This is a genomic window from Corynebacterium sp. AOP12-C2-36, assembly GCF_052379185.1.
Taxonomy (GTDB): Bacteria; Actinomycetota; Actinomycetes; order Mycobacteriales; family Mycobacteriaceae; genus Corynebacterium.
Window position 1 is genome coordinate 251,890 of record NZ_JBQSYJ010000003.1, and the last position, 22,428, is coordinate 274,317.

At 65.9% G+C, this 22,428-nt stretch carries 37 protein-coding genes; 3 read left to right on the forward strand and 34 right to left on the reverse strand.

What is annotated here, in order from left to right; all coding sequences use genetic code 11:
* Positions 1-45: 45 nt before the first annotated feature.
* From ACT3UN_RS04005 to ACT3UN_RS04040, 8 genes are all read right to left on the reverse strand, one after another.
* Positions 46-966 carry a hypothetical protein gene (locus ACT3UN_RS04005; protein WP_444626631.1) on the reverse strand — a complete coding sequence of 307 codons (921 nt, stop codon included), beginning with the start codon at positions 964-966 and terminating at the stop codon, positions 46-48.
* Between the two features lie 139 nt (positions 967-1,105).
* Positions 1,106-1,528 (reverse strand): hypothetical protein, encoded by a 423-nt coding sequence (locus tag ACT3UN_RS04010; protein ID WP_444626629.1) that lies wholly within the window; start codon positions 1,526-1,528, stop codon positions 1,106-1,108.
* 9 nt (positions 1,529-1,537) lie between these two features.
* Positions 1,538-2,917 carry a head maturation protease, ClpP-related gene (locus ACT3UN_RS04015; RefSeq protein ID WP_444656375.1) on the reverse strand — a complete coding sequence of 460 codons (1,380 nt, stop codon included), beginning with the start codon at positions 2,915-2,917 and terminating at the stop codon, positions 1,538-1,540.
* On the reverse strand, positions 2,910-4,349 hold the full coding sequence (locus ACT3UN_RS04020; protein ID WP_444656377.1) for a phage portal protein family protein: 1,440 nt from the start codon (positions 4,347-4,349) through the stop codon (positions 2,910-2,912). The genes ACT3UN_RS04015 and ACT3UN_RS04020 overlap by 8 nt, the downstream gene beginning before the upstream one ends.
* A gap of 12 nt (positions 4,350-4,361) precedes the next feature.
* The gene (locus ACT3UN_RS04025; protein ID WP_444656379.1) at positions 4,362-5,945 is read right to left on the reverse strand and encodes a hypothetical protein; all 1,584 of its coding nucleotides are present in this window, start codon (positions 5,943-5,945) and stop codon (positions 4,362-4,364) included.
* A complete protein-coding gene (locus tag ACT3UN_RS04030) occupies positions 5,905-6,240 on the reverse strand; it encodes a hypothetical protein (protein ID WP_444656381.1) in 336 nt (111 codons plus the stop codon). Before ACT3UN_RS04030 ends, ACT3UN_RS04025 begins: the two co-directional genes overlap by 41 nt.
* Positions 6,241-6,375: 135 nt before the next feature.
* Positions 6,376-7,029, reverse strand: coding sequence for a hypothetical protein (locus tag ACT3UN_RS04035; RefSeq protein WP_444647328.1), 654 nt, complete (start codon positions 7,027-7,029; stop codon positions 6,376-6,378).
* A gap of 87 nt (positions 7,030-7,116) precedes the next feature.
* On the reverse strand, positions 7,117-7,710 hold the full coding sequence (locus ACT3UN_RS04040; RefSeq protein ID WP_444647329.1) for an NUMOD4 motif-containing HNH endonuclease: 594 nt from the start codon (positions 7,708-7,710) through the stop codon (positions 7,117-7,119).
* A gap of 644 nt (positions 7,711-8,354) precedes the next feature.
* Between ACT3UN_RS04040 and ACT3UN_RS04045 the strand changes: the two genes are divergently transcribed.
* Positions 8,355-8,744, forward strand: coding sequence for an IS5 family transposase (locus ACT3UN_RS04045; RefSeq protein ID WP_041446267.1), 390 nt, complete (start codon positions 8,355-8,357; stop codon positions 8,742-8,744).
* A complete protein-coding gene (locus ACT3UN_RS04050; protein ID WP_369685183.1) occupies positions 8,653-9,237 on the forward strand; it encodes an IS5 family transposase in 585 nt (194 codons plus the stop codon). The genes ACT3UN_RS04045 and ACT3UN_RS04050 overlap by 92 nt, the downstream gene beginning before the upstream one ends.
* 10 nt (positions 9,238-9,247) lie before the next feature.
* Here ACT3UN_RS04050 and ACT3UN_RS04055 read toward each other — a convergent pair whose 3' ends face one another.
* The 6 genes from ACT3UN_RS04055 to ACT3UN_RS04080 form a co-directional block, all read right to left on the reverse strand.
* Positions 9,248-9,886, reverse strand: a complete 639-nt coding sequence (locus ACT3UN_RS04055; protein WP_444656383.1) for a hypothetical protein — start codon at positions 9,884-9,886, stop codon at positions 9,248-9,250.
* Complete coding sequence (locus tag ACT3UN_RS04060; RefSeq protein ID WP_444656385.1) at positions 9,879-10,046, reverse strand: hypothetical protein; 168 nt, start codon at positions 10,044-10,046, stop codon at positions 9,879-9,881. Before ACT3UN_RS04060 ends, ACT3UN_RS04055 begins: the two co-directional genes overlap by 8 nt.
* A complete protein-coding gene (locus ACT3UN_RS04065; protein WP_444656387.1) occupies positions 10,043-10,486 on the reverse strand; it encodes a hypothetical protein in 444 nt (147 codons plus the stop codon). The genes ACT3UN_RS04060 and ACT3UN_RS04065 overlap by 4 nt, the downstream gene beginning before the upstream one ends.
* A gap of 129 nt (positions 10,487-10,615) precedes the next feature.
* Complete coding sequence (locus tag ACT3UN_RS04070) at positions 10,616-11,311, reverse strand: hypothetical protein (RefSeq protein WP_444656389.1); 696 nt, start codon at positions 11,309-11,311, stop codon at positions 10,616-10,618.
* 8 nt (positions 11,312-11,319) lie between these two features.
* Positions 11,320-11,619: a hypothetical protein gene (locus tag ACT3UN_RS04075; protein WP_444656391.1), complete on the reverse strand. Its 300-nt coding sequence runs from the start codon at positions 11,617-11,619 to the stop codon at positions 11,320-11,322.
* Positions 11,616-11,930 carry a hypothetical protein gene (locus ACT3UN_RS04080; RefSeq protein WP_444647338.1) on the reverse strand — a complete coding sequence of 105 codons (315 nt, stop codon included), beginning with the start codon at positions 11,928-11,930 and terminating at the stop codon, positions 11,616-11,618. Before ACT3UN_RS04080 ends, ACT3UN_RS04075 begins: the two co-directional genes overlap by 4 nt.
* Before the next feature lie 30 nt (positions 11,931-11,960).
* Here ACT3UN_RS04080 and ACT3UN_RS04085 point away from each other — a divergent pair, with 30 nt between their 5' ends.
* Complete coding sequence (locus ACT3UN_RS04085) at positions 11,961-12,209, forward strand: hypothetical protein (RefSeq protein ID WP_444656393.1); 249 nt, start codon at positions 11,961-11,963, stop codon at positions 12,207-12,209.
* Positions 12,210-12,392: 183 nt separating this feature from the next.
* On the opposite strand, the gene ACT3UN_RS04090 is transcribed toward ACT3UN_RS04085, so the two are convergent.
* The 20 genes from ACT3UN_RS04090 to ACT3UN_RS04185 all read right to left on the reverse strand — a co-directional run bounded on the left by ACT3UN_RS04090 (position 12,393) and on the right by ACT3UN_RS04185 (position 22,424).
* Positions 12,393-12,596 (reverse strand): hypothetical protein, encoded by a 204-nt coding sequence (locus tag ACT3UN_RS04090; RefSeq protein WP_444656395.1) that lies wholly within the window; start codon positions 12,594-12,596, stop codon positions 12,393-12,395.
* Positions 12,593-12,967 (reverse strand): hypothetical protein, encoded by a 375-nt coding sequence (locus ACT3UN_RS04095; RefSeq protein WP_444656397.1) that lies wholly within the window; start codon positions 12,965-12,967, stop codon positions 12,593-12,595. Before ACT3UN_RS04095 ends, ACT3UN_RS04090 begins: the two co-directional genes overlap by 4 nt.
* Positions 12,964-13,242 (reverse strand): hypothetical protein, encoded by a 279-nt coding sequence (locus tag ACT3UN_RS04100; protein WP_441582805.1) that lies wholly within the window; start codon positions 13,240-13,242, stop codon positions 12,964-12,966. The genes ACT3UN_RS04095 and ACT3UN_RS04100 overlap by 4 nt, the downstream gene beginning before the upstream one ends.
* A gap of 2 nt (positions 13,243-13,244) precedes the next feature.
* Complete coding sequence (locus tag ACT3UN_RS04105) at positions 13,245-13,568, reverse strand: hypothetical protein (RefSeq protein WP_444626596.1); 324 nt, start codon at positions 13,566-13,568, stop codon at positions 13,245-13,247.
* 215 nt (positions 13,569-13,783) lie between these two features.
* A complete protein-coding gene (locus tag ACT3UN_RS04110; protein ID WP_444656399.1) occupies positions 13,784-14,584 on the reverse strand; it encodes a hypothetical protein in 801 nt (266 codons plus the stop codon).
* 111 nt (positions 14,585-14,695) lie between these two features.
* A complete protein-coding gene (locus tag ACT3UN_RS04115; protein WP_444656401.1) occupies positions 14,696-15,163 on the reverse strand; it encodes a single-stranded DNA-binding protein in 468 nt (155 codons plus the stop codon).
* A 2-nt stretch (positions 15,164-15,165) separates the two neighbouring features.
* Positions 15,166-15,690 carry a hypothetical protein gene (locus tag ACT3UN_RS04120; RefSeq protein WP_444656403.1) on the reverse strand — a complete coding sequence of 175 codons (525 nt, stop codon included), beginning with the start codon at positions 15,688-15,690 and terminating at the stop codon, positions 15,166-15,168.
* Complete coding sequence (locus tag ACT3UN_RS04125) at positions 15,687-16,613, reverse strand: hypothetical protein (RefSeq protein ID WP_444626590.1); 927 nt, start codon at positions 16,611-16,613, stop codon at positions 15,687-15,689. Before ACT3UN_RS04125 ends, ACT3UN_RS04120 begins: the two co-directional genes overlap by 4 nt.
* A gap of 3 nt (positions 16,614-16,616) precedes the next feature.
* Entirely contained in the window at positions 16,617-17,264 is a 648-nt protein-coding gene (locus ACT3UN_RS04130) for a GIY-YIG nuclease family protein (protein ID WP_444626588.1), read from the reverse strand.
* On the reverse strand, positions 17,264-17,572 hold the full coding sequence (locus tag ACT3UN_RS04135; RefSeq protein WP_444626586.1) for an HNH endonuclease: 309 nt from the start codon (positions 17,570-17,572) through the stop codon (positions 17,264-17,266). The genes ACT3UN_RS04130 and ACT3UN_RS04135 overlap by 1 nt, the downstream gene beginning before the upstream one ends.
* Positions 17,572-17,946, reverse strand: coding sequence for a hypothetical protein (locus tag ACT3UN_RS04140; protein ID WP_444626585.1), 375 nt, complete (start codon positions 17,944-17,946; stop codon positions 17,572-17,574). The genes ACT3UN_RS04135 and ACT3UN_RS04140 overlap by 1 nt, the downstream gene beginning before the upstream one ends.
* Positions 17,927-18,799: a phage recombination protein Bet gene (gene bet, locus ACT3UN_RS04145; RefSeq protein WP_444626583.1), complete on the reverse strand. Its 873-nt coding sequence runs from the start codon at positions 18,797-18,799 to the stop codon at positions 17,927-17,929. Before bet ends, ACT3UN_RS04140 begins: the two co-directional genes overlap by 20 nt.
* On the reverse strand, positions 18,796-19,053 hold the full coding sequence (locus ACT3UN_RS04150; protein WP_444626581.1) for a hypothetical protein: 258 nt from the start codon (positions 19,051-19,053) through the stop codon (positions 18,796-18,798). The genes bet and ACT3UN_RS04150 overlap by 4 nt, the downstream gene beginning before the upstream one ends.
* Positions 19,046-19,585, reverse strand: a complete 540-nt coding sequence (locus ACT3UN_RS04155; protein WP_444626580.1) for a hypothetical protein — start codon at positions 19,583-19,585, stop codon at positions 19,046-19,048. The genes ACT3UN_RS04150 and ACT3UN_RS04155 overlap by 8 nt, the downstream gene beginning before the upstream one ends.
* The gene (locus ACT3UN_RS04160) at positions 19,582-19,878 is read right to left on the reverse strand and encodes a hypothetical protein (protein WP_444656405.1); all 297 of its coding nucleotides are present in this window, start codon (positions 19,876-19,878) and stop codon (positions 19,582-19,584) included. Before ACT3UN_RS04160 ends, ACT3UN_RS04155 begins: the two co-directional genes overlap by 4 nt.
* Positions 19,875-20,132, reverse strand: a complete 258-nt coding sequence (locus ACT3UN_RS04165; protein WP_444656407.1) for a hypothetical protein — start codon at positions 20,130-20,132, stop codon at positions 19,875-19,877. The genes ACT3UN_RS04160 and ACT3UN_RS04165 overlap by 4 nt, the downstream gene beginning before the upstream one ends.
* An 8-nt stretch (positions 20,133-20,140) precedes the next feature.
* A complete protein-coding gene (locus tag ACT3UN_RS04170) occupies positions 20,141-20,395 on the reverse strand; it encodes a hypothetical protein (RefSeq protein ID WP_444656409.1) in 255 nt (84 codons plus the stop codon).
* Between the two features lie 533 nt (positions 20,396-20,928).
* Positions 20,929-21,339: a hypothetical protein gene (locus tag ACT3UN_RS04175; protein WP_444626574.1), complete on the reverse strand. Its 411-nt coding sequence runs from the start codon at positions 21,337-21,339 to the stop codon at positions 20,929-20,931.
* A 3-nt stretch (positions 21,340-21,342) separates the two neighbouring features.
* Complete coding sequence (locus ACT3UN_RS04180) at positions 21,343-22,206, reverse strand: hypothetical protein (protein WP_304043185.1); 864 nt, start codon at positions 22,204-22,206, stop codon at positions 21,343-21,345.
* On the reverse strand, positions 22,203-22,424 hold the full coding sequence (locus tag ACT3UN_RS04185) for a hypothetical protein (RefSeq protein ID WP_304043188.1): 222 nt from the start codon (positions 22,422-22,424) through the stop codon (positions 22,203-22,205). Before ACT3UN_RS04185 ends, ACT3UN_RS04180 begins: the two co-directional genes overlap by 4 nt.
* Between the last annotated feature and the right edge of the window lie 4 nt (positions 22,425-22,428).

The following is a 22,428-nucleotide window of genomic DNA, read 5'->3' on the forward strand; positions in this document are numbered from 1 at the left end:
GCTCCTCGCCCGGATTCCATGCCCGGGCCAACGTGACCCGCGGCATCAGGAGATCCCGGTGATCTTCAGAACGGACTTCGGGCTGTCCACGGCGATGGCACGCTTACGGACCAGGTCCGAGCGCCACGACATCGTCGGGCCACCGATCTGAGACTCACCACCCTCCGAGTACATCGGGGTGGCGGTCAGCGGCATGGTGTCGGACTTGAAACCGGCAGCGCCGGCCTCGAAGACGTACGCGGCGTCCTTCGCGATCAGGCGAGACGTGGCGACCTGCAGCTGCCCGAAAAGCTGTGTGGTCGTCAGGCCCTTGAACACGGGGTTCTCGTTGGCCATGTTGCCGATGTAGTACTTCTGCACCTGCTCGTTACGCAGCAGCTTCGTCAGCGACTGCGGGTGCAGCAAGATGGTGTTCGGGTCGTAGTCGAAGACGCGGGTCTCATCACCGTCCTCGTGAGCGCCCTGCACCAGTTCGATGGCGTCAAGGACGTCCTTGTCCGGGGCGCCACCAGTCCACGGCGCGGACGCCTGCAGTTCCGGGACACCAGCAGACTCGAAGACTCCGGTGACGGCCTTGATGCCGTGGCGGATCATCGTCTTCTGCAGGGCCGTGATCGACTTGTTGACCACGTCGACCTTGTTCTCGTTGCGCTGCTCCCAGGAGACGCGGATGGCCTCACCGGTCTTGATGCCGAACGCGGCCTTCAGCTCACCGTACTCCGGGGTGGAGACCGGGATCTCGCCGTACTCGGCGATCTCCTCAGCATCGTCGGCGAGGTACTCGCCGGCGGCCTCACGGAACGCGACGGTGCCCTTGTTCGACTCGGCCTGGCGGAAGAACAGGTCTTCCATGAATGCGCCATCGAGGTTGTCCACGATGCGCTGCGGGATGAAGAGGGGGTCACTCATCATCTCGTCGACGGTGACTTCAACCCCGTCATATGCGCTGGTAATCAGCTGCGACATTGTCCCTCCTAAAGGGGGTTAAGTGGGCATGAGAAAACCCCCATCCCCTCACGAGGAGGAGTGGGGGTCATGCCAGAGTTGTTGCCTTGTCAGGCGGGGTAGAGATCATCCCCGGGGTAGGTGTTCACCCCGGGGAATCTCATTCCCCCTCGGCCCCGCCACCGGTTGCGGCGGCAGGGGTGATGAGGGTGGTCTTCACTCGACCGGAATCACCGTCGCGGGCGGCCATGCCGACCAGGAGGGTGCCGGAGGTGGAGACCTTGCCGTCAGCGGCGGCGTAGAGCGGGGTGCCCTGCGCGATGTTGTCAGCGTCTCCGTCGACCTCGATCGGGACGGTCGCCGGGCCGATGAAAACGCCGACGGTCGGTGGGTTGCCGATGTACAGGCTGTTCGGCTGCGGCTCCGACGGCACGTGCGCGTCAGAGACGACAGCGCCGAAAACGGGGCCAGATGCACTGGCGTGGGCAGCGCCGTCACCATCGACAGTGACGAGACGGAACTTGCTGACATTCTCCTTCACCCGAAAAGTGATCGGGCCGGAGCGGAAAGTAGGGGTTGCCATTGGGGCCTCCTAGTAGACGTTCGGGGCAGACAGGAGACGGGCCTTGTCCAGTTTCGCAGCGAGATCGCCGGAGCTGTTGCTCGTCGAGTCCTCGTTGTCCTGGCCGTGGCCCACCTCCCCGCGGGGAATAGTGTTCTTCGGAATCGACCCGTACAGATCACGGGCCGACACGGGGTCCTTCTCCATCGCGGCAATGACCTTCGACCGGCGAGCGACGTTCACACGGCCCTCTGCGATCCACTGGTCAACCTCCGCAACACGGGCAGCGGCGTCGGCCTGGTTCTTGGCTTCCCAGCCGAGCTTCGCCGCAGCCTGCAGGTCGTTGTAGGTATCGCGGTCGAGGACCACACGACCAGGATCACCCGCAGGCTCCTGCGGGGCAGGGTCTTCCTCCTCGTCACCGGCAGCGGCCTTCACCGTGACGACGACGGGAATGTCCACCGGGGCATCATTACCGGCCACAGTGACGGTCAACTCCACCTCATCGTCGGGCTCAGCACCAGCAGGTGCCGTGACACTCAGAGATCCGGTCACCTCGTCGACCTCCGCGGTCCAGCCATCCGGGGCGTCACCAACAGTGAAGGTCAGCCCCTGCGGAACCTCCTCCACCGGGGCGAGTGTCGCCTTACCGGTCGGCACCACCGTGGTGCCCTCCGGATACGTGACGTCGACGGTACTAGTGACCGTGACCTCTTCATTCAGGACCACGCGGGCGAAAGCAGCCTTCACCTGATCCTCGGACAGACCCATCTCCTGGGCCAGATCAGCAAGAGCGGACATGCCGCCCTCCTTCCTGTCGTGCCCCTCAGGGCGATTGACTGTAGGCGTCGGAGCAGCCCGACGACCCTGGTAACGGAACTGCGCAGTGACCACAGGACGACCATGGCGAGCTTCAACCGTCCTGCCGTCCTCGACCGCATCAGCCAGCCCGGCATCGACCGCCTCCTCAGCGGAAAACCACGTCTCTGCCTTCATGCGCTCCCGCCACTCGCCGGGGTCTCCCCCGGCCTTGTCGGCATAGATACCAGCGAGGTTCGCCGAGATCCGATCGAGGTCAGCGATCGCCTTGGTCATGTCCTCGGCATTGCCTCCGACGAAGCTCATGGCCTCATGGACCATGACCTCCGCCGTGGGACGCATGACCACCCGGTCAGCACCACCGACAGCGATGAACGACGCTGCAGACGCAGCCAAGCCCTCGACGACCGCGGTGACCGTCCCCTTGTGGGCCCGCAGCGCGTTCATGATTGCCAGACCCTCGTAGACGTCACCGCCAGGGCTATTCACCCGCAGGGTGAGGTCGGCACCACCCAGGTCGTGAATCTCGCGCACGACGGACGATGCCTGAACATCCCACCCGATCTCACCGTAGATCAGCAGATCAGCCATCACCGATCACCTCCTCCCCCGGCGGCTCGCCGGGTGTTTGCTCAATGAGCCTGTCCAGTCCGGTCGCTACCAGCGCCTGATCCCTCGACATGCCCAGTTCGATCAAAGACTTCGCGGCCTCCACGAGCTGGGCCAGCTCCGCAGGCTCGGCGTGCTTCGCCTTGTCCTCCGGCGCTGCGGTCGACCCATCGGCCTCCGCATCCCGACGCGAGCGCTTGCCTGGCAAGCTGTAGCGTCGGCGGACCTCCTCCTCGAGGTCCTTATCCGGGAGGATCACCCCGTCACGAACCAGTGTCGACAGGGCCTCCGCTGCCAACTCCTTCTTGCTGGCGATCGGATCGAAGACGATGCGAGGGCACAGACCGTCGTAGTCTGGGAACGCGATGTCCACCAGATCCTCGACGATGTGCTGGGTCGCGGTGTCCGCGATCCACTCCGCGATGGTCTGCAGCGACTGGATGAACAGATCCGACTGCGTCTCCGCCAGCGCGTAACTGCCGCCCTTTCCCTCAAGGTTGAGGAAGTGCGCCAGCACCGCCCTCGCCATCATGCTGTCGTGGTACGCGATCGCCTCACGCGGCGACACCAGCTGACCGGACACGCCCACCAGCGTCAGCTTCGCCTTCGCCGGCACCGCCGCACCAGCCGCAGCGCCAGCACGAACCTTCTGCGCCAGCTCCTGCCCGTACTGCAGATCTTTCTGCGGGTCCTGGGCCAACTCACTGCCCTCATACACGGGCACGCCCATGCCGTTGCGATCCAGCACGTCAGCCTCGAGCATCAGGAACCGGTCGCGCAGCTTCCAATGCTTGAACGCCGGGCGTAACACACTCGACCCCGTCCACGTCGAATCCTTAGGATCATGGACGTACGCCACCAGACGAGACACCGGGATCGTCGACGCATGTGCAGACTTTCCACCAGGCGTGGTCACTGCGGACTGCTCAATCGACTCGAGTCCTCCGTCGGCCGCCACGTTGATCCGCCTGATCGACCCCGGGCGCCGCGGGGCGAGCTTCACCAGATGCTCACGACCATCCGACCCCGGCGCGTACACCTGCTCGAAAAACGCATACCCGAACTGCAGGGCCAACAGTGCGGTGTGCAGGTGCTCATGCCATGCCACGCGGCCACGACGCCGCGCCACCGGCGCATCTTGGTCCTCACCCAACACAGGCAGTCGAAGATCCTCCGACACATGCCGGACAACCTCCTTATCCGCCCCGTTCGGGTCCAAACGCCACGATGCCCGCTTGATCGGCAGAGACACCGCATTCAGCACCGACGTGACCTGGGAATCCTCCCGGCCCATCTTCGCGAACACTCGTGCCGAGTGTGGGAACCGCAGTTCCCAGTTATCCTCCGACGTGCCACCAACCGGGACGGTCAACGCATGACCAATCTCCCTCGGCTTCCCCGTGATCTCAGCCATCGGACCACCTCCTTAAAACGACATCGTCGCCATCGCCGGGACCGCCGGAACGATCTCCGGTCTGCCCACGAACTTCGTCTTCCGTTTCACATCCGGTGCCTGCTCCGGGATCGCGTACTCAACCAGCCCCCACACTGCGAACGTTGCCGCGACAAGCTCACACACAACCCCGCCCTTACGGGTCAGTGCCCGGCCGCCCTCGCCACCACCGCGGAACGCGGCGACCTCCAGAGCCTCCACCCACCGCGGGGAATCGTCGTGGCTGATCTTCCCCTCATGCACCAGTCGCATGAACAGCTCTGTCGCTGCCGACACCTGCGGCCACGACAACTCCTCCGGCTCCACGCCCAGCTTCGTCAGCGGGTCTATCAGCGTTGACGCCGGGCCTTTCGGGTCCAGGACCACCGCCACCGGATCATTCATCTCCACCGTCTTCACGACAGAGGAAACGACATCAACACGGTCGAACTCCCGGGCCGGATTCAACGACAGGTGAACACCACCGTCCGCCCTGGACAGGGCAGCGACCACGCCGACACGCAACCCATCCGGGGTAACATCCGCTGCCAGGCACGAATCACCCGACAGGGCCGGAGTCGCATCAGCCAGTGCCTCCCACCGCTCAAGATCAATGATCGTCTCCGCGGCACTGTCGCCGATGGAGAACCAATCCCCCCACCCCAGCACCTCGACATGGAATCCCTTCGGGGTGAGCTTCGTCTTCAACGACCGGATCTTCTTCTCCGTCGCCACCACCCCATACGACGGGTTCCCCAGCTTCCACGTCTCCGGATCATCAGGATCCAGACCATCCGGTGCACGGAACTCGGAGTACAGCATCCCGTCAGTCTCGCCCTCCAAAGCGCGCTTCCGCACCCTCGACAACTCCACGCCCTTCACCTGCTTCTCAGCGTTCACCGCCGAGGAGGTGTAGTACGTCTGCGGATCTTGCGCCGCCAGCTGGATCGGCGTGATCGCGTCGAGCTCGCCGGCCTCGAGGTTGTACGCCTCGTCCAGCAGCAGCAGGTCGATCTCGTCGAAGCCACGACCGGCATCCGCCGAGCGGGTCGTGAACTGAATCTTCCCACCGTCGCCGGTCTCCATCTCGGCCTCGCCGGCAGACGCGGTATTCCGGCCGCCGTTCTTCGCCTCCAGTTTCCGCGCCGCCCACGCCCGATTCTTGATCCGCTTCCACAACCGGTTCCGAATCGACTTCGCCGTCTTCCACTGGTGCGCCGTGAAGATAATCTTGTTGTTCAGGATGAAGAACCGGTACAGGATGATGACCTCAAGGATCAGACTCTTGCCGTTCTGCCGCGGGCAGATCAGCACCACATCCTGATGCAGCCACCGACCATCCTCATCCGTCGACAGCGCCAGGTGCACCTGCTCCCGCTGCCACGGCATCAGCTTCAACCCGAACCTGCGGGCCAGCTCGATTGCCTTATCCCCATGCGTGCGATCACCCGGACCCGCGGAGAACATAACCTCCGGCGACTGCCTGCCCTCCAGCGTCGGAAACTCACGCTCGATGATCTCCCGGAACGCCTCATCATCAGAGACCGGCGAAACCGTCCTCTCCACCACCTGAGACATCGCCCTGCCTCCTCTGAATCTCCGTCAACAAATGCCGGAATGTCGTCGCCAACTGCCGAACCTCAGACACCGCCGTATCCAGCTTCAGGACATACTCCCCGCCATCCTCAGTGAAGATCCGGGTCCACGAGTCCACGTCCCCTCTCACGACCTTGTGGAGCCGATCCAGCCTGTCCTTCGCCCTACACGCCTCGACGATCAAGTCCGTCGTCGCCACATCATCCGAATCCCGATGCAGGTCGGAGTACAGAGCGCGACCACCTGCATTGAAGTCGTCGCCGTCTTCCCAGCTCATAGGCGAATCACCTCCCAGGTGGATGCATAAAATTCATGACCCTGAATAAAATCCTGACTGAGTGGGGTGCCGGGGTGAGTCATGAAGGGCACCCCGCCAAGATTATGCGGGGTCTATTCATTCATCCGGTTTTATTCATCCCCATGCGAATGGCGTCGCGGTGGGCGTGGGGTCGGGTGTCGGAGCGGCCCCGGGGCGTCGGTGTTCCTGTCCGTCCTTGCGTTGTCTGTTGCATCGTCGGTGGAGGAGTCTGTCTGCGTCTCCGGGGCCGTGGTGTTTGAGGTCCGCAGAGTGATCGGCTTCGAGGGGTGCGTGGTCGAAGTTCTGGGCGGGTGTTTTGTACATGGGTTGTCCGCACCAGTCGCAGGGGGCGCCGTCGGTGTGGTTGTGGAGCAGTCGGCGGCGGATGGTTTGGTGTCGGTGTCCGTAGCCACGTTCGGTGGTGTTCTTGGGCTTGGCTTGTTGGTCGTACCACTTGGCTGCGACGGGTAGGAGTCGTGGTGGGCGTTGGGTCTTTACCCTGTGCATCACTGTCTCCTTGCCGGGGTCGATGACGATCACCTCGGCTCCGTCGTCCTGGTATTGGTCGATGGTGGACTGTGCGGGTGTGGAGTTGATGACCAGAACGTCTACTTCCTGGGCGTGCTTCTGGGCCTCGCGTATCGCCGCGTCGCGTGCCGCCTTGGTCACCTTCTTCACGATGGCTGTGTGCTCGTGGTTTGCGGGGTCGAGGCCAGTGAGAGCATTGGCAAGTTGATCGAAGTCCACGAGGATGTCGCCAGGTTTCATGTTCTCCCGGCACCAGGTGCTCTTGCCAGCTGCAGGCTAAGGTGGGCCGATCACGATCTTCAATGTCATCGGCCCACCCACCTCCTCCTATGCCGCAAGCGGCGGCCTCTGCATGATCGTTCGATACTTCTCATCGGACAGTGTCTGCCGGTCTGAGAGCGGGTACCCTTTCCGCTTCTCGTAGCTGATCCTCGCTGCTGCCTGAGAGCAGGCACGACATGATCGACCATGCTGTTTGGGGTTGAGGTTCGGCATAATCAGTTCGTGCCCTTGAGGGCAGTGGGTCTTCACCGTCTGGTGGTGAGTCCCATGTGTGACACGGTCGTCCATGTTCTCTGACCGCGTTCCGTACTGAAGGTTCCCGACTCGGTTGTTCGTCGGATCACCATCTATGTGCCGGACCTCCATACCCTCCGGGCAGGGGCCGACGAACGCGGCCATGACGAGGCGATGGACGCGGTCTGAGTCCTTACTCCCGTCTCTGCATAGGTGGACCCACAGGTGGCCGGTAGGCATCGGGAGTTGGGCGATTGTTCTCCCTTTGCTCTTTCTGGTCCGCCCTGATCCCGCATAGACGATGCGGTCGAGGCTCCGCACGTTACCGTGGTCGCTGACCTCGTAGAGTCCCTCCCACCCCACAACGGGCTTCCATGTCTCTGCGGTCGTGCTAGTGTCTGCCATGTCGTGCGCTCCAATCGCATGACTGGACCCCCGGCCTGTTAGCGCAGTCCGGGGGTCATCTGTTTGAAGTTAAGCGCGTCAGCGGGATTCGAACCCGCCTGGCCGCTGTTGCGGCGGGCCCTCCGGCATGGGGCTGACGCTGCCCCTGCGTCCAGGGGCGAATAAGCCCGACCATTCCGCGAGGAAGGACGGGAGCAATGTCTCCACTCTGCGACCGTTCGCTACGCGTCGGGTCTCGTGGGAATTGGACCTTGCCGCGTGTTTCAGCGGGAGGTTCCGTGATCGGCCCAGGTATCGAACCTGGATCGTCCGCAGCTGTGCGTGTGACGAGGACGCGTGAAGGAGCCGGATGGGCTGCTGCGGGTGCCACCGACTGGCACCGACCGTGGGGTGTGCGCCTGCACCGGGCGGCGGAGCCAATGGCTCAACACTCGCCCGGTGCCCACAACACCACTCGAGGAGCACCACACTCCCCCGCGCATGACGAAGCCCCGCCAACCATCCGTGCGGGTGATTGCGGGGCCACGTTGCGCTGTCTCAATCATAGTTCACGAGTGGCGAATCTGTCTAGGGCGTGTCTCCTATATGTGAGGTGAGGGTCGCGAGATACTGGCGGGGTGAATGAGAAGTCTCGGTTTGAGGCGATGACGGATGAGCAGTGGGAGCGTGTGGAGCCCCTGTTGCCAACGAACTGTGGGCGTCGGGGTCGCCCGTTCTCGAATAGTCGGATGATCGTCAACGGGATCATCTACCGCTACAGGACGGGGATTCCTTGGAGAGACCTGCCTCGTGAGAGGTATGGGCCGTGGCAGACGGTGTGGAAGCGTCACCGCTCCTACGCGAGGCGGGGCGTGTGGGATTGTGTCCTTTCTCAGGTGGTGGCCCAAGCGGATTCGGCTGGGAAAGTGGATTGGACGGTCAGCATTGACGCCACGATCAACCGTGCCCACCAACACGCCACGAACACGACGCGCCCCGACCAGGACACGGGGGGCTTCATCGAACTACAAGAATTCTCCGCTGGGCGAGGATGAGCCTGCAGGTCACGGCATTGGACGCTCGCGCGGGGGGTTGACCACGAAGATCCACCAGGTCGTGGACGGCAACGGGCGTCCCTTGGCCATGGTCGTCACTGGAGGCCAGCGCAACGACGGCGCGATGATGCAGGACACCTTGAAGGACATCTACGTCCCCAGGCCCACCGGCAGGCCCCGCACCACACCCGACACGGTCATGGCGGACCGGGGCTACACGTCGGGCGTGAACCGTGAATACCTTCGAGATCACCACGTCAAGGCAGTGATCCCCCAGAAGAAGAACGAGATCGCCTCCCGGAAGAAGAAGGGCTCCAAGGGAGGCCGTCCACCCGCCTTTGACGCAGAGGCATACAAGGGACGAAACGTCGTGGAACGCTCCTTCAACAGCGTCAAACAGTGGCGTGGTCTGGCCACCAGGTACGACAAGCTTGCCGTCACCTACAGGTCAGCCACAGTCCTACACGCCATCCTCCAATGGCTCCAAATATAGGAGACACGCCCTAGGCAGTTCGCTGGTCCTGGTACTCGGCGGCGACGGCCTGCGCTTCGACGAGGCTGTAGACGGTCTCCCCATCCTCGAGGTAACCCGTCAGCCGGCCACTAGTTTCCCAGTAGGACACCTGCTTCCGGTCGACGGAGAACCCCATCTTCCGCAGCAGGTTGGCGGTGCGGGAAGCGGTGGCGAAGTGGTCGCGCTCCCCCACCGGCTTTTGCGCCAGGGGTGCGGGATCCGTGGGGTGGAGCATGTGCCGCAGCTCCGACTCCTTCTCCTGCATCCATGCGGGCAGGTCCCAGTCCTTGGCGAGGATGAGCGGCCGGTGGCGCGGGTGGTTGAGCCATTGGACCCAGGCGACGCTGTCGGTGCCGCGGCTGGGGTCCATGCGTGGTGTGGGCCAGCAGTCTTCCGGGTAGTCGGAGTGCAGTTCCTCAGCTGGCTCGCTGAGTTCGAAGTGGAGTTCCGCCTCCCAGTTCAGCAGGTCTGCACTGCACGGCAGCTTCGGCTTGCCGCCCTTCGGCGCCTTGCCGCCGTTGCCGGACCCGGACGGGGCGTTGAGCCCGGAGCCGTGGCGGTCGTCGCGCATAGCCTTGAGGTGGGTGGTCAGGTCAGTGAGGATACGGTGCAGGTCTTCATCAGTCATGGGGCCTCCGGTTCATCTTGTCGGCGAGCATCTTGTTGATGCGGTCCTGCCTGTCAATCGTCTTGACCATGGCTCGGGCGAGCCTCCCGGTGGTGTGCATGTTGTGCAGGCTCCAAACGGTGAGGAAGGCGCAGAGTGCGATTGCTACCAGGTCGGTCACTGTTCCTCCTTATGAGAAGAACCCCGCTCGGTGGCGGGGTTCGGGGTGATGAGGTTGATGGCGTCGTGCCATGTGGGCACTCGGGTTTGCAGTACCCACCGGCCCTCGATGGGGTATCTGATGCCGTACCCGTAGTAGTAGGCGTGTTCCGGTAGCCACTTGTAGACGGCCCAGCATCCGAGGTGTGGCCGGTACCGGATGCGGTGCTCAGGATGGGGACCATAGGGTGGTGCGGGATCTGGATGGGCTGCTGCTGTGAGACTTGATGTTGCTTTCCGGACGTCTTCGGGTGTGATGACCCAGGCGTCGGGGTTTCTCAGGCCAGTGTCCAGTTCGCCCTGCTCTGGTTGGTCTCGGCTGGGGTCCATTGCCCGTCGGATGATCAGGACGAGCAGCGCACCGACGATGATGCCGATGACACCACCGATGACGTCACTCATCCCTCCCCCTCCCAGCGGGCGGCGTGTTCGATCCTCTGTCTGCTACCCAGAACCACAGAGTCAGCGCCAGCCACACCAGGCCGAGCCCAGCAACACCGGCACCCGAACCGATCAGAAATGACGCAATGATCATTCCTCCACCACCTCCACGGGGCCGACGAGGCGGCGGACCAGGCGGGCGACGAGGGTGACTCGACCGTCAGAGAGGTCGTCGCACCCGTTCCCGTCCTTGTGGACGACAGACCACGGGAGGTCTTCGTGGCCGTCGCGGTACCCGATTGCAGGTCCATTCGGGCCGACGACTTCCCACGGCTCATTCGTCGGCACGTCGGCGGGGTCGGGCAGGGCGTCACTCGATACAGTGAGACCGTCAGTGTTGTGCACTGAGGGCGTCACTGTGGTGCACTGACGATTCAGTGAGACCGTCAGCCGCTCCACCTCAGCTCGGGCCTCGTCGCGCTCTTTCGCCACGCGGGCATAGTCCTGTTCCCACAGTCCCATTACCCGCACATGATCCCTGTCCGTCTGTGCTGCGTGCTCCCATGCGTCCACGGCATCCTGCTGAGCCTTGTCACGCGCCTTCTCGACGGTTTCCACACGATCAGCGAGGGCGTTTACCCTCTTAACAGCCCCCGGCGGCCTGCCTGCACCCTCCTCCCGAATCTCGTCGGCGAGGGTCGCAGGCGGGGCGGGGACGGTAGCGAGGATCACGCGGGCGGCGGCGCGTTCGCGGTCGGTCCAGCACCGCATATCGGGGTCGAGGGACGCGGCCCACTCGTAGGCGGTGCGCCGGTCGTCGTCGGTCACGGGGGTCTGGTCAGGCATGATGTCTCCTAGCGGTTGGTGTGGAAGTCCGGCGGCACGGGCCGGTGGGTGGTGAGCTGGTCGGGCTCGTCCACCGAGGGGACGTCGAGGGGTGCGGTGCGGCTGCGCCATTCCAGCAGACCGTCGATACGGCCCTCGGTCAGCGTGGCGGCGCTGGTGAGGTAGTCCACCGCACCGTCCAGCCGGTCCACGTCGGCGCCCAGACCGCGCACGTCGCGGCGCAGGGCGACCAGGTCGATCGCAGACCACGCGCACCACGGCACCACGATGAGCAGGGTCAGGGTCAGCAGGGTTTCGAGGGCGGTCACTGGTCTGCCTCCCACGAGGTGCCTGCGTCGGGGTCGAGCACGGCGGCCGCCGTGGCTACGGCGTTCTCCAGCTTGGCGATGTACTCCGCATGGGCGATGACGGTGCGGGCGAGATCCGGGGCGGAGAGGATCATGGCGGCGTCGACGTCGGTCTGGACGTCGTCTGCGATAGGCGTTCTGGCGATCAGGTCCCCCTCCTTGCGGATCGACAGGATGCGGAACGCGTCGTCCGGATCATCCCGGTCAGTTGTCCAGATGCCGTCCGTGGCGGTGTCGAGCAGGGTCTGGGCTTGGGCTGCGGTGATGGTCATGATCTGGCCTTTCGGGGTAGTGTGTCGAACATGGATTCGAAGAATGATCGGTGGGTGTGGGTTGAGACCCACCCCGACCAGTGCCCCAACGGGCACCCTTGGACAGTGCGGGGCGCGTTCCGCCCCGGCTGGGTCGGCGGCACCGGTGAAGGCGCCCACCGCATGTGGGAATGCCAGGCCTGCGACGGCATCGTCCACGACGACGGCTGTTCCTGGGGCAGCGTGTCCGTCCGCCAGGCCGACCTCGCACGCACGAACCTGGCCAGGGCCCAGAGGTGAAACCGCTGGCGCGGGCGGCGGATGGGTTGCGGGCGGAAACGGGTCATGCGGGGTGTCCTTCGAGTTGGCGGACGCGGGCATCGACATCGCCGAGGATGTGCACGGCGATCTGGCAGCACGCCCGGCACATTGGGTGCACGGCAAGCTGATCGGCCAGGGGATCGCCACAGTCAATGCAGCGGGTCATGGAGTTTCCACCCATTCGCCGTCGTCGGTGAGGGTGAGGTCGTAGAATTCGGCCGCTTCGTCCCAGTCCGCGCCGTGCTCCTCGGCCCATTCCCGGCAGGCGGGGCAGTGCGGGTGCGGCATGCGCATCTCCCCTTCCCGGTACGGGTCGCGGGGGTCGGGACGGCCGGACGGGACAACGTCGCACACGGTGTGGGTCATGGTGGGGCTCCGATCGTGATGGTGAGCCAGAGGGCGGGACCGTCTGGCGATGGTGGGTGGATCTTCGGCATGAGCTTGGTCATGTATTCGCTGGTGTCGTCTGGGACGATGCCGGCGTCGACCAGCCCGTCCCACAGGGGTTTTGCTGTGGCGATGAGGTTGTCCTCGTCGCGGCGTCGGCGGTCCGGCGCCCGGTAGTGCAGGCGGGTGGTGATGTGCCCCACGCCGGTGGGGATGCCGATCTTCCGTGCGGCGTCGCATGACCAGACGCGTAGGGACTTGCGGTGCGCGTCGGTCTTCGCCCAGTGCCCGCGCTGGTTCAGCGTCAGCGGCGGCTTGTCGTACGACAGGGGCATGGTCCACGTCGTCATGCGGCGACCCCCGGGATGGCGAGCTGGGTCATGGGCGGCGCGGTGTCCTGCGCGAGCTCGTCGCTGATGGTGCGCAGGAGCCAGGCGAGGTGCTGGCCGTGGGCGGTGAGGACATGCCGGCCGTAGCCGGGGCAACCGTGACCACAGTCGTGGGGACCGCGGCCGTGGCAGGCGCGGAGGGCGAGACCGTCGGCGACGAAGTCACGGGCGTGCCATCTCTGGCAGGCGCCCGTGGCGGCGACGGCGAGGAGGGCGCGACGATCGGTGCGGAACATCCTCATGCTGCGTCCTGCTTCGCCTTGCGCTCGGCCCGGCGCCGATCCGACGTACGGTGCGCAGCCGTGCGCCACGTACGCCTGGTCCCGGCCGGATCATCCGTCGCCGCCATCGCCGCCAGAGCAGAACGCTCCATCTTCCGCCACGCAAGATCCGCGTTCGCCACGATCGGCACACCAGCACGAACGATCGCGATGTCACCGTGGGCGATGGCGTCGCGGGCGCACAGCGCGAGGACGGGGCAGGACTCACAGATCTTGCCCTGGTCCCACATCGCGTCGATGCGGGCGGCCGGTGGCGCGGATCCGGATACGTTCAGGCCCACGTCGAACTCGTCGGGGTCAACATCGCGGCACCCCGCACGCGGCAGCCACGACGTGCGCGGCTCAACCTCGTGCCAGGGGCCGTTGTCGGTTGCCCTTCTGGCCGCTCGCAGGGCCGAGGCGCGGTTGGTGCGGTCCCGGTCGCAGCCCCGGCAAGCCAGGTCACCGCGGCCCCTGCGGTAGCGATCATCGGACGGGTGCCCATGCCTGCAGCCGGTCATGCCGCCACCGCCTTGCGGTGCAGCGCGGACTGTGCCCGCAGAATCGCCAGGGCCGACCGCTTGAGCATGAACTGCCGCTCCCCTGCGAGGGGTTTGCGGATCGTCTCCCGTGACACGCCGACGACGTCCGCAGCGGGCTCCATGCCGTACTCGCCGACGAGCTCCAGCATCGCGGCCATGACGGGCCCCGCGGCCTGTACTGCGCCTGGCGGTGGGGTGTGGTCCTCGTCCGGGTCGTCGATGTCCTGCCAGGCCATCGGCGGGGCCCACTGGCGGGCGAGGGTGCGGGGATTGATGGGGCGCACCGGCCACGCTGACATGGACTCGTAGCCCGCCCGCACGGTCTCGGCGGTGACGTCGCGCAGGCGGTCGTACTTGCCGTCACTGAGGTCGATGATGGTGCAGACCGACAGGCCGATGTGGGCAGTGATGGCGTTGATCGTGTGCCCGGCGGCGCGCAGGGCGCGGACGCGGCGGGTGTACGGCCAGGCCGGTACGAACCTGCTCATGTCCGTCGTGGCGCGCATGAGCTTCGCGGCAACATCGGCACCGACGCGGTGCTGGTCGCGGTGCTCGTAGCGGCCCATGAGCTGCATGATCGTGACGGTGGCGACGCCGGTGGCGGCTGCGATGCCGCCGTAGGTTGCTCCGCCGTCGATGCAGGTGGCGAGGTGGTCGCGGACGGGCTGGACGGAGACGCGGGGCTTGAACTGGCCGGTCGCATACAGGTGCGTTTGGCACAGGTCGTGACCGCGTCTGGCGGCGCGGTCGCACCGTGGGCGGGTGCAGGTGGTCATGGTGGGGTGGTCCTTTCGGGCGTGAGGTACGCGAAACCCCGCCTGGCTGTCGCTGTGCGGGCCTAAGCGGGGTTGGTGGCGTGTGGGTGAGGGTGCGGGGGTTCCGGTCGATCAGAAGGGCGGCGGGGTACCGTCGTCGAACCCGTTCGACTGCGGCGCGGAGTTCCACGGGTCTCCCACGCCCTGCTGCTGACCACCCTGCGGCCAACCACCACCGCCCATGCCGCCCTTCGGGTTCTTCTGCACCTGCACCGACGCGAACGTCAGATCCGGCGACACGCTGTCGGCGACCAGCGCAAGCACCGTCTGCTCACCCTGCTGCGACGACCACGCCTCCGGCTTGATCCGGCCCACCACGTTCACCCGGTCGCCCTTGTGCAGCGACGCCACGAGGTTCTGCGCCACCCGCCCGAAGCACGTGACCTGGATCCACTGCGTGGGCCCGTCCTGCCAGTTGCCCTGCTGGTCCTTGCTCGACTCCGACCACGCCAGCGAGAACCGGGCGAACGGCTTGCCCGCGTTGCTGGTCTTGCCCTCCGGGTCCTTGCCGAGGGTGCCGGTGATGCTGATCTGTGCCATGTCTAACTTCCGTTCTCCGGGGCGTCCCCGGGTTGCTTGTTCATGTCCGCGAACAGGTCACCTCGACCCGCCGCGACTTGCTCCGAAACACGCCGATCCTGGGCGCGCCTACCGATCTCCGCCCGCAACTCACGCCACGACCTTGGAGACCCAGACGACTCCAACTCGCCCCGCTCCCCCGCCGGCAACGACTCCCGAGCCCCATAGCCTGCGCCGAACTTCGCCTCCAGACGCTGCGCACGGAACTCCTCGAGCTGCCGCTTGCGCTCCGGGTCCAGCTGCCACTGATCGACAACCTGCCCCGCCGCCGTGATCACGTCATGCGGCGACGGCGGATCACTGTTCGACACCGCCCATACCGTCACCGCCTCACGCCACACCATCGCCGGATACACCCGACGGGCACGCTCAAACGCCGCCGCCCAGGACCGGGTGATGTCCTCATCCGGCTTCCGACCGTTCGAATACGTGTTGCGAACCTCCTGCAGGACCACCGACGCGATGTCGTGGTACGTCAATGCGCTCATGCTCCAAGCTCCCTCACGATCTCGGCGTCGACGACTTCACCGTCGACGGTGGCGGACGTTGGCGGGGCATCCCAGTCGATGCCGAGCTCCTCGGCCGCCGCCCGTGAACCACCCCAGGCGGCGAAGGTGTTATCCGTCCGGGAGTCCACGGTCGACAGGCGTGCCGGCAGCGGGTCGTCGGTCCAGCACCCCTTACGCAGCCAGGTCGCCGGCAGCTTGATGAACTGCTTCTCGGCCGGGAGGTTCGGATCGTTGGCGTACCGCTCCATCCCGTCGATGAGAACCTGCTCATCCTTCACCCGCTTCACCGCCGCGGCGTACGCGGTGCGGGCGTCGTCCTTGCCCGACTTCCGGCCCTTCGGCACCCGATCCCAGAACTCATCGAACCGGTTCCCCCGCTTCGGGCGATCTGCACCATTCTTGTTCTCGTTAGAGAACAAGAGGTCGGGTCGGGTCGGGTCGGGTCGGGTAGAACGGACATTCTGCGGACTCCGCTCGGACTCCGCTTGGACTCCGCTACCTGTCCGCTCGGCGTCCGCGTGGACATTTTTGTCACCGTGCTGGTCACGGCTCTTTTCCTGCTCTGCGGCTTTCTTCTCGCGGGCCTCCCGCTTGCGCTCGGCGTCACGTGCGCGCTTCTCCCTGACATCGTCCGAACTCGGTTGGAACTCGCTCCAGGAGTTGAACAGGAACCCTCCGGGAACCTCGCGCCACAGTCCGGACGCCACCAGACGGGCCGCAACGGCCTTCGTGGCACCGAGCTCGTCGAGCATGTGCCCGGGGATGAACCCGTCCGTCAGCTCGCCGGCCGACCACGTTCCGGCGAGGATCCAGAGCCCCATCGCCTGCATCCGATACCGTCGCGGGATCTGAAGAACCTTCTTCGACCGGGACAACTGATCGTCTGCCTTGAACCATGTCATCGCCTACCCTCCTGGCATGCCGGAACGGGACTTGTCGGGGTTGTGGGTCGTGTTGTACGGCGGCCTGACAAGGGCGATGAGATGGGCCTCGGCAGCTTCAACCGCTGACCTGGTGGGGTACCAAATCCGCTCAAAGGTGGCGGCTTGGACGAACCAGGGCTTGTCCGCCTGGTGCTGGGTCCACCGGGTGGGCGCGTTGACGCTGATGCCGATGTAGATGATCCGCTGCTGCGAGTTGCGGATGACGTAGAGCCACTGCCCCTGTTCGGGGAGAACATTCCCGACTCGCAAGGGTGCGGTGTTCCGGCGGAATCGCCACGTGGTCACCGGGGAAAGGATCTCCGGCCGGCAGATGAGGTGGCGGTCGAGGGCGATCCCGCCCTCCCCCATGACGACCACGACTCGTTCAGTCCCATCCCCGTCGGTGGTGAACCCGCAGACGGACAGGATGAAGCTCTCGTAGGCGACGCTAGATCCTTCTTCGAGCCCCATTCGGGCGCTGTGGCCAGACGGGTCGAAGGGGCGGTCGGTCAGGTGCGCCACCTCATCGCCTTCTTCGGTGATGGTCGCGTACTCGGTGAACCCCCAGTCGCCGCCGGGCAGCTGAGCGTCCAGCGAGATGGGGGGCGGTAGTGCGGTGATGTTCGTCATCATTCCTCCTCTGGTGGGGTGTAGATCCCCCGGTAGTAGCGGGGTGGCCACTCGACGGGCTGCCACGAGTGGATGAGCAGCCGGGACTTATAGCCGAACGTGGGGTTGGCGTGCAGGTATCGGTGACAGGTGGAGCAGACGCCCACCAGGTTCTCGACCGTGTGCCGGCCGCCCTGGGAGCGCATCATCCGGTGGTGCAGGTGCTCTGCCCCGCCGGTGCACACTCCGCGGATCATTGCTTCGCACGCGCCGTCCGCCCGGTCGATGACGGTGTCGGCGACGTGCTGGGGCATGCGCTGCTTGGTCATCAGGCGCCCTCCCCGCGTCCGGCGACGGAGTACATCGACCGGACGGACGCGCCGATGCTGCGGATCGCGTCCAGCTCCCGCTCGAACGCCTTCACCCTGCGGTTCACATGCGAATACGCGACCTCGGCAACGTCCTTGGCGTCACGCTCGGCGACCGTCGCCAGCTCCACCTCCGCCTCCCGGTCCGCCACGGTCTTGCCCTCGGCGGCGAGCTGCGCGTGGGCCTTGGCCCGGTCGTAGGTGGCGTCGGCCTGGCGGTAGGCGCGGAGGTGGTCGGTGACCTGCTTCACGCCCTGGGCGATGAGGTTCGACAGCTCGAGGATCCGACGCTCGACGGCGACGGGGTTCAGCGGTTCAGTCGGTGACGTCTCCATCGGTCACCACCTCCGGATTCACGGTCTCAATACCGTCGTCGGGCGGGGTGTCTTCCTCTCCGCCGTCCAGACGTCCGGCGCGCTCCGCGAGGTTCTCCACCGCCACCGCACGCCACGCCAACTCACTGACCATGTCCAGGGCCTGCGCATCACGCCACAGCCCCCGCAGGGCCTGCACATCAGTCATGCCCTCGATCTGCTCAGCGAAGACCCGCTGATCCTCCGTCAGCTGACGGTCCGGATCCGGCTTCGGCGGCATCTTCGCCTTCGACGGGGCGGGCGGCTGATGATCGATCACCGTCGCCTGCTGCATCTCGTCCGAGGTATACAAGCCCGACAAGTCCTGCGGGAACGCCTTGCGCAGCGCGAGGGCCTCCGCGCACTTCTCGAGCATCAGTGCCGGCCTCGTCGACCACATCTGGTTCAGCTGCCCGTCGCGCTTGCGGCCGGCGTACTCCATGAACCGGGCGATCGACGGGAACCGGGCGCCGTCGCGCACGACGGTGACGCGGGCGGCGGCCGGCGGCTCGTTCCACAGCCACACGTCGTGCCACTGCCCGTTCGGGTCAGCCCACTGCGTGTCCTCGTAGCCGAGGGTGCCCGTGGACCGGTCGGTGGCGCGGCGAGCGATGAGGCGGAACCCGTCGATGCCGGTCTGGATGGTCTGCTTGCCCTGGCGGGCGATCATGTAGATCTGGCGGGCGAACGGGTCCAGGCCGGTGCGCTTGCACTGATGGAAGAACACGGCGAGGTCGCCGGGGTGGGCGCCGCCCATGCCGATGTGCTGCAGGGCGGCGACCTGGCGCTCGTCGAACTCGTCTTGGTCGTCGCGGATCGCGAGTTCCTTCGTCACAGTGGGGCCTCCTCTTCTTCGGTGATGGCTTTGACGACCTTGGTGTAGCCGTCGAGGTCGTACTGCAGGACCTGCACCGCCCACACGATCGCGGGATAGGCGGCGTAGAGCCGGTCGCGGTTACGCTCGTCGGCCTTACACACCGCCCGGATCAGGCAGTGCACGAAACTGCTATCCCCAGTGGGGAGGGCGAACGGGTGGTCGGGGTCGAAGAAGTGGACGACCTGCCGCATTGCCCTGGTGTTGTCACTCATCGCCAGCCTCCAGCTCCTGCTGCACGGCCAGGGCTAGGCTCCCCGCGACCAGAGCGGCCGCAGCATCTTTGCCTGCCTGCGACGCACGCACCGACATCACCGGCGACCCCGTCGACACCTCCACGCCCGGCACCTGCTCCCCGCCGAGCGCGTCACGCAGGCACTGCGCCTCCACGTGCTGCTCCAGCGCGGGCTCCAGCACCTCCGGCGCGTGCTCCTCGAGGACGGCGAGGGCGGCGGGCATGTTCGTGATCCGCAGGCCGATCGCGTCCGGCTGGGTTTCGGCGACGTGGCCGAGGAGGGCGGCGCGGTCCGTCACCGTCGCCTTGGGCTTCGGGTCGGAGTAGCTCACCGTGCCGAGCGACGCATCATCAGCGCGGGCCGTCAGCTTCTCGCCACGGGACATGTCCTCCTGCAGCCGGGCCCGGTCCTCATCGTGGCGAGCCTTGAGCTCCTTGAGGACCGCGGACTGCAACACCACGCGGTCAGCGTTCGCCTGGCGCAGTGCCAGGGCTTCTTGAATAGCGCTCATCGGTTCATCTCCTTGATGTGGGTGCGGGTGGCGGCCACAGCATCCTTGGCGTGGCCCTGGGTCGAGCGGACGAGGCCCTGCCCCGCCGCGATGTCCGTGCGCGCCCAGACACGGCCCGTGCCGTCGTCCGCGATGTCACGGCGCACCAGCTCCAGGCGGCGCGCAGCTCGGCGCTCCAGACGGGTCTGCGCTTCCCGGTCGTGTGGGATCATGCGGGCTCGGTCGATCATGCGGGCGACGGCGACGTAGTCACGCCCCGTCATCACCGCGCAGTAGGTTCGGTCGTCGATCACCACGGGCCGATCACCGCCCGGAACACGGTGACGGCGGCGACGAGGACGAGCAGCACCACGCCCAGGGCGCCGATGCCGAACATGATCCCCTGGGCGACCTGCCACGCACGGTTGTGCTCCAGCACATCCGCCGGAGTGGTGTACGGGTCGGTCTCGTCGGGCTTGCGGTGCCTGCCCGGCGCGGGACGATCCGGGACCGCGGTGCCAGCAGGGTGATCTACCATCGACCGCATCACGTGCTCGGCGTCTGTCATGTCTCTCCTCATGCTGCACCTCGGATCTTCGTGCGGGGCTCCCCCGCTGCTTCGCCCAGCCAGTCGATGTACTCGCTGAGGGTCATGCCGGCGACGGCGAGGACGGACTTGAGCGACACGCGGAGGGTCTTGCCGCCCCGGCGGACGATGAGCCCGGAGGTGCCGCGGGAGATCTGCCCGTAGAGGGCCTTAGGGGTCATCGACATCAGGCTGGCGGCCTCGTCGACGGTGATCATCAGGGGTGGTCTGTAAGGTGAGGTCATGGCCTTCTCCTATTCAGGGGGTTGGTCGGTGTCGTCGTCGGCGCGCATGGTCCTGGCAGACTGCGCCGACGGCGACGTGGGTGGTTCAAGGGGCGGGGCGCAGCTGGACGCCTCATCAGCGGAGGTTTGGCCGCCGGTCATGAGCGCGCTTTCCGGGGAGGACTTCCGACCCCGGGATTCACGCCCCGCCCTGGTGCCCTGCTCGTCCATGACGACGGTGGCGGACCACGTCCGCGGCAGGGCTGTCTAGCGTTTAACGTCGCCCTCGTTTCCCTCCCCCACGCCGTAACGTCGGGGGTTCCTCCCCTCGTTGAGGGGTTGCCCATCACCCCGACCGGACAGGTCACGATCGGGGGTTGCACCGGGGACATGTCCACCCGGCTGGGCCAGTATCTTCTGGCGACTTCCACTGTTCAGTTTTCAAATACTCATGACCACGAGGGTCTAGTGCTCCCACTCCCCCACGACGGGGACGGCCAGCAGACTGGCAGTGGAGCGAGTCACCCGCACTTCCCCATGCAGGTGACCAGGGGCTACAGCAGGTCGTCGGCAGACTTCACGACACCGGCGCGGACAAGCGTTCGGATCGCATCCACCACAGCGGCAGACTCCGACACCTCGACCTTCGACGCATGACCCCGCGGCCACACCACCGGCGCAGACCGCTGCACGATTGCCCGATACCCCATCGAGCCCAGGAGCTTCACACGATCCGCCGCCGAGGAGCGGGACTTGTACCACCGCTCCGTCCGAGGCTCGAAGAACTTGTTCGTCCCGTAGTGCTCGATGTAGTCGGCAGATGCCCTCCACCCGACCGGCCGCGACCACTCCTCATGGCGCCTCTGGTTGTTCTCGCCGTACCTTCCGCGGTCATCGAACGCGATGTATTCCTCAAACTCCGGGTACTCGGTGATCCTCGCCCGGTACATGTAGTCCTTGCTCATTGCTTATGCCGCCTTCCGCGGGTTGAGTGCTGCGCCGTAGGTCTCGAAGTCGTTCTGGACCCACTTCCAGGCGATGTCCTGGCCCTTCTTCTTGATCAGCGGCTTCGTGAACTCGTAACCGGTCTTCTCGCTCACCCCGGTCTCGTTCCACCCCCAGCCGTTGCGCCGGGCCTGGGCGGTGATGTGCCCGTTGTCCTGCCGGTCGCCGCGGACGGTCATGCCATGCCTGCCGAGGAGCTCGTAAACGTCGTTCTGCTTGATGTCGGCGCCGCGGGTATCACCGAACTGCTGGACCTGGCGGGCGAACTGCTGCCGGCCGATCGCCTTGTCCACACCGGAGTGCGCGGCAGCCTTGGCGACCATCGGCGCCTGAATGTCGAGCGCCTGCTGGTGCCGAGCCGACTTCTTCTCCGCGGCATCCGCGCGGGCAGCTTCCAGCTCGGCACGATCCGAGGCGTCCGCAGCGGCACGGAGCGCATCGGAGTACGTCTGCGGGATGGCGGGCGCCGCAGTCTCAGCGACGTGGGTCTGCACCGCGAAGTACCCCTGTGCGGCGGCGACCTCCGGCTTATTCGGGTCACCGTTCATAGCGACGAGGTACGCGGCGAAACGGGACAGTTCATAATCCTCGCGGGGGCGCCCTCCGGTCTTTTCAGCCGATCCCCTGAAAAGGTCATCGACGTCGTGCCCCTGTGCCCCAGCCGAGATCATCGCCCGATCGAGGGGGACCTTGAACTCGTTCCACCGCGGGTAGCCCATCAGGGGCATGAGGTCGCGGGCTGTCCAGTACTCGCTTCCGTCCTCACGGCCGCGTTTGAAGCTGTCGAATGGGGACGCGCCCGGAGCGAACTTGATGACGTTGCTCATGCTTCTTCCTCCATCTTCTTGGCCTTGGCTTCGGTCTCTGCGGCGAAGGTGCGCATCGCGGCAGCGGCCGGCAGGTTGCCCTCGCGGTGGAGTTCGTTCGCCATGAGGCGGGCGTCCGAGGCGGCGATCTTCATGCCGGCAGCGGCCATGATCTTCGACTCCCGCGACGGGGTGTACGTGTCGTCTGATACGGTGTGGGTGTTGGCCTGGGACTGCATCTCC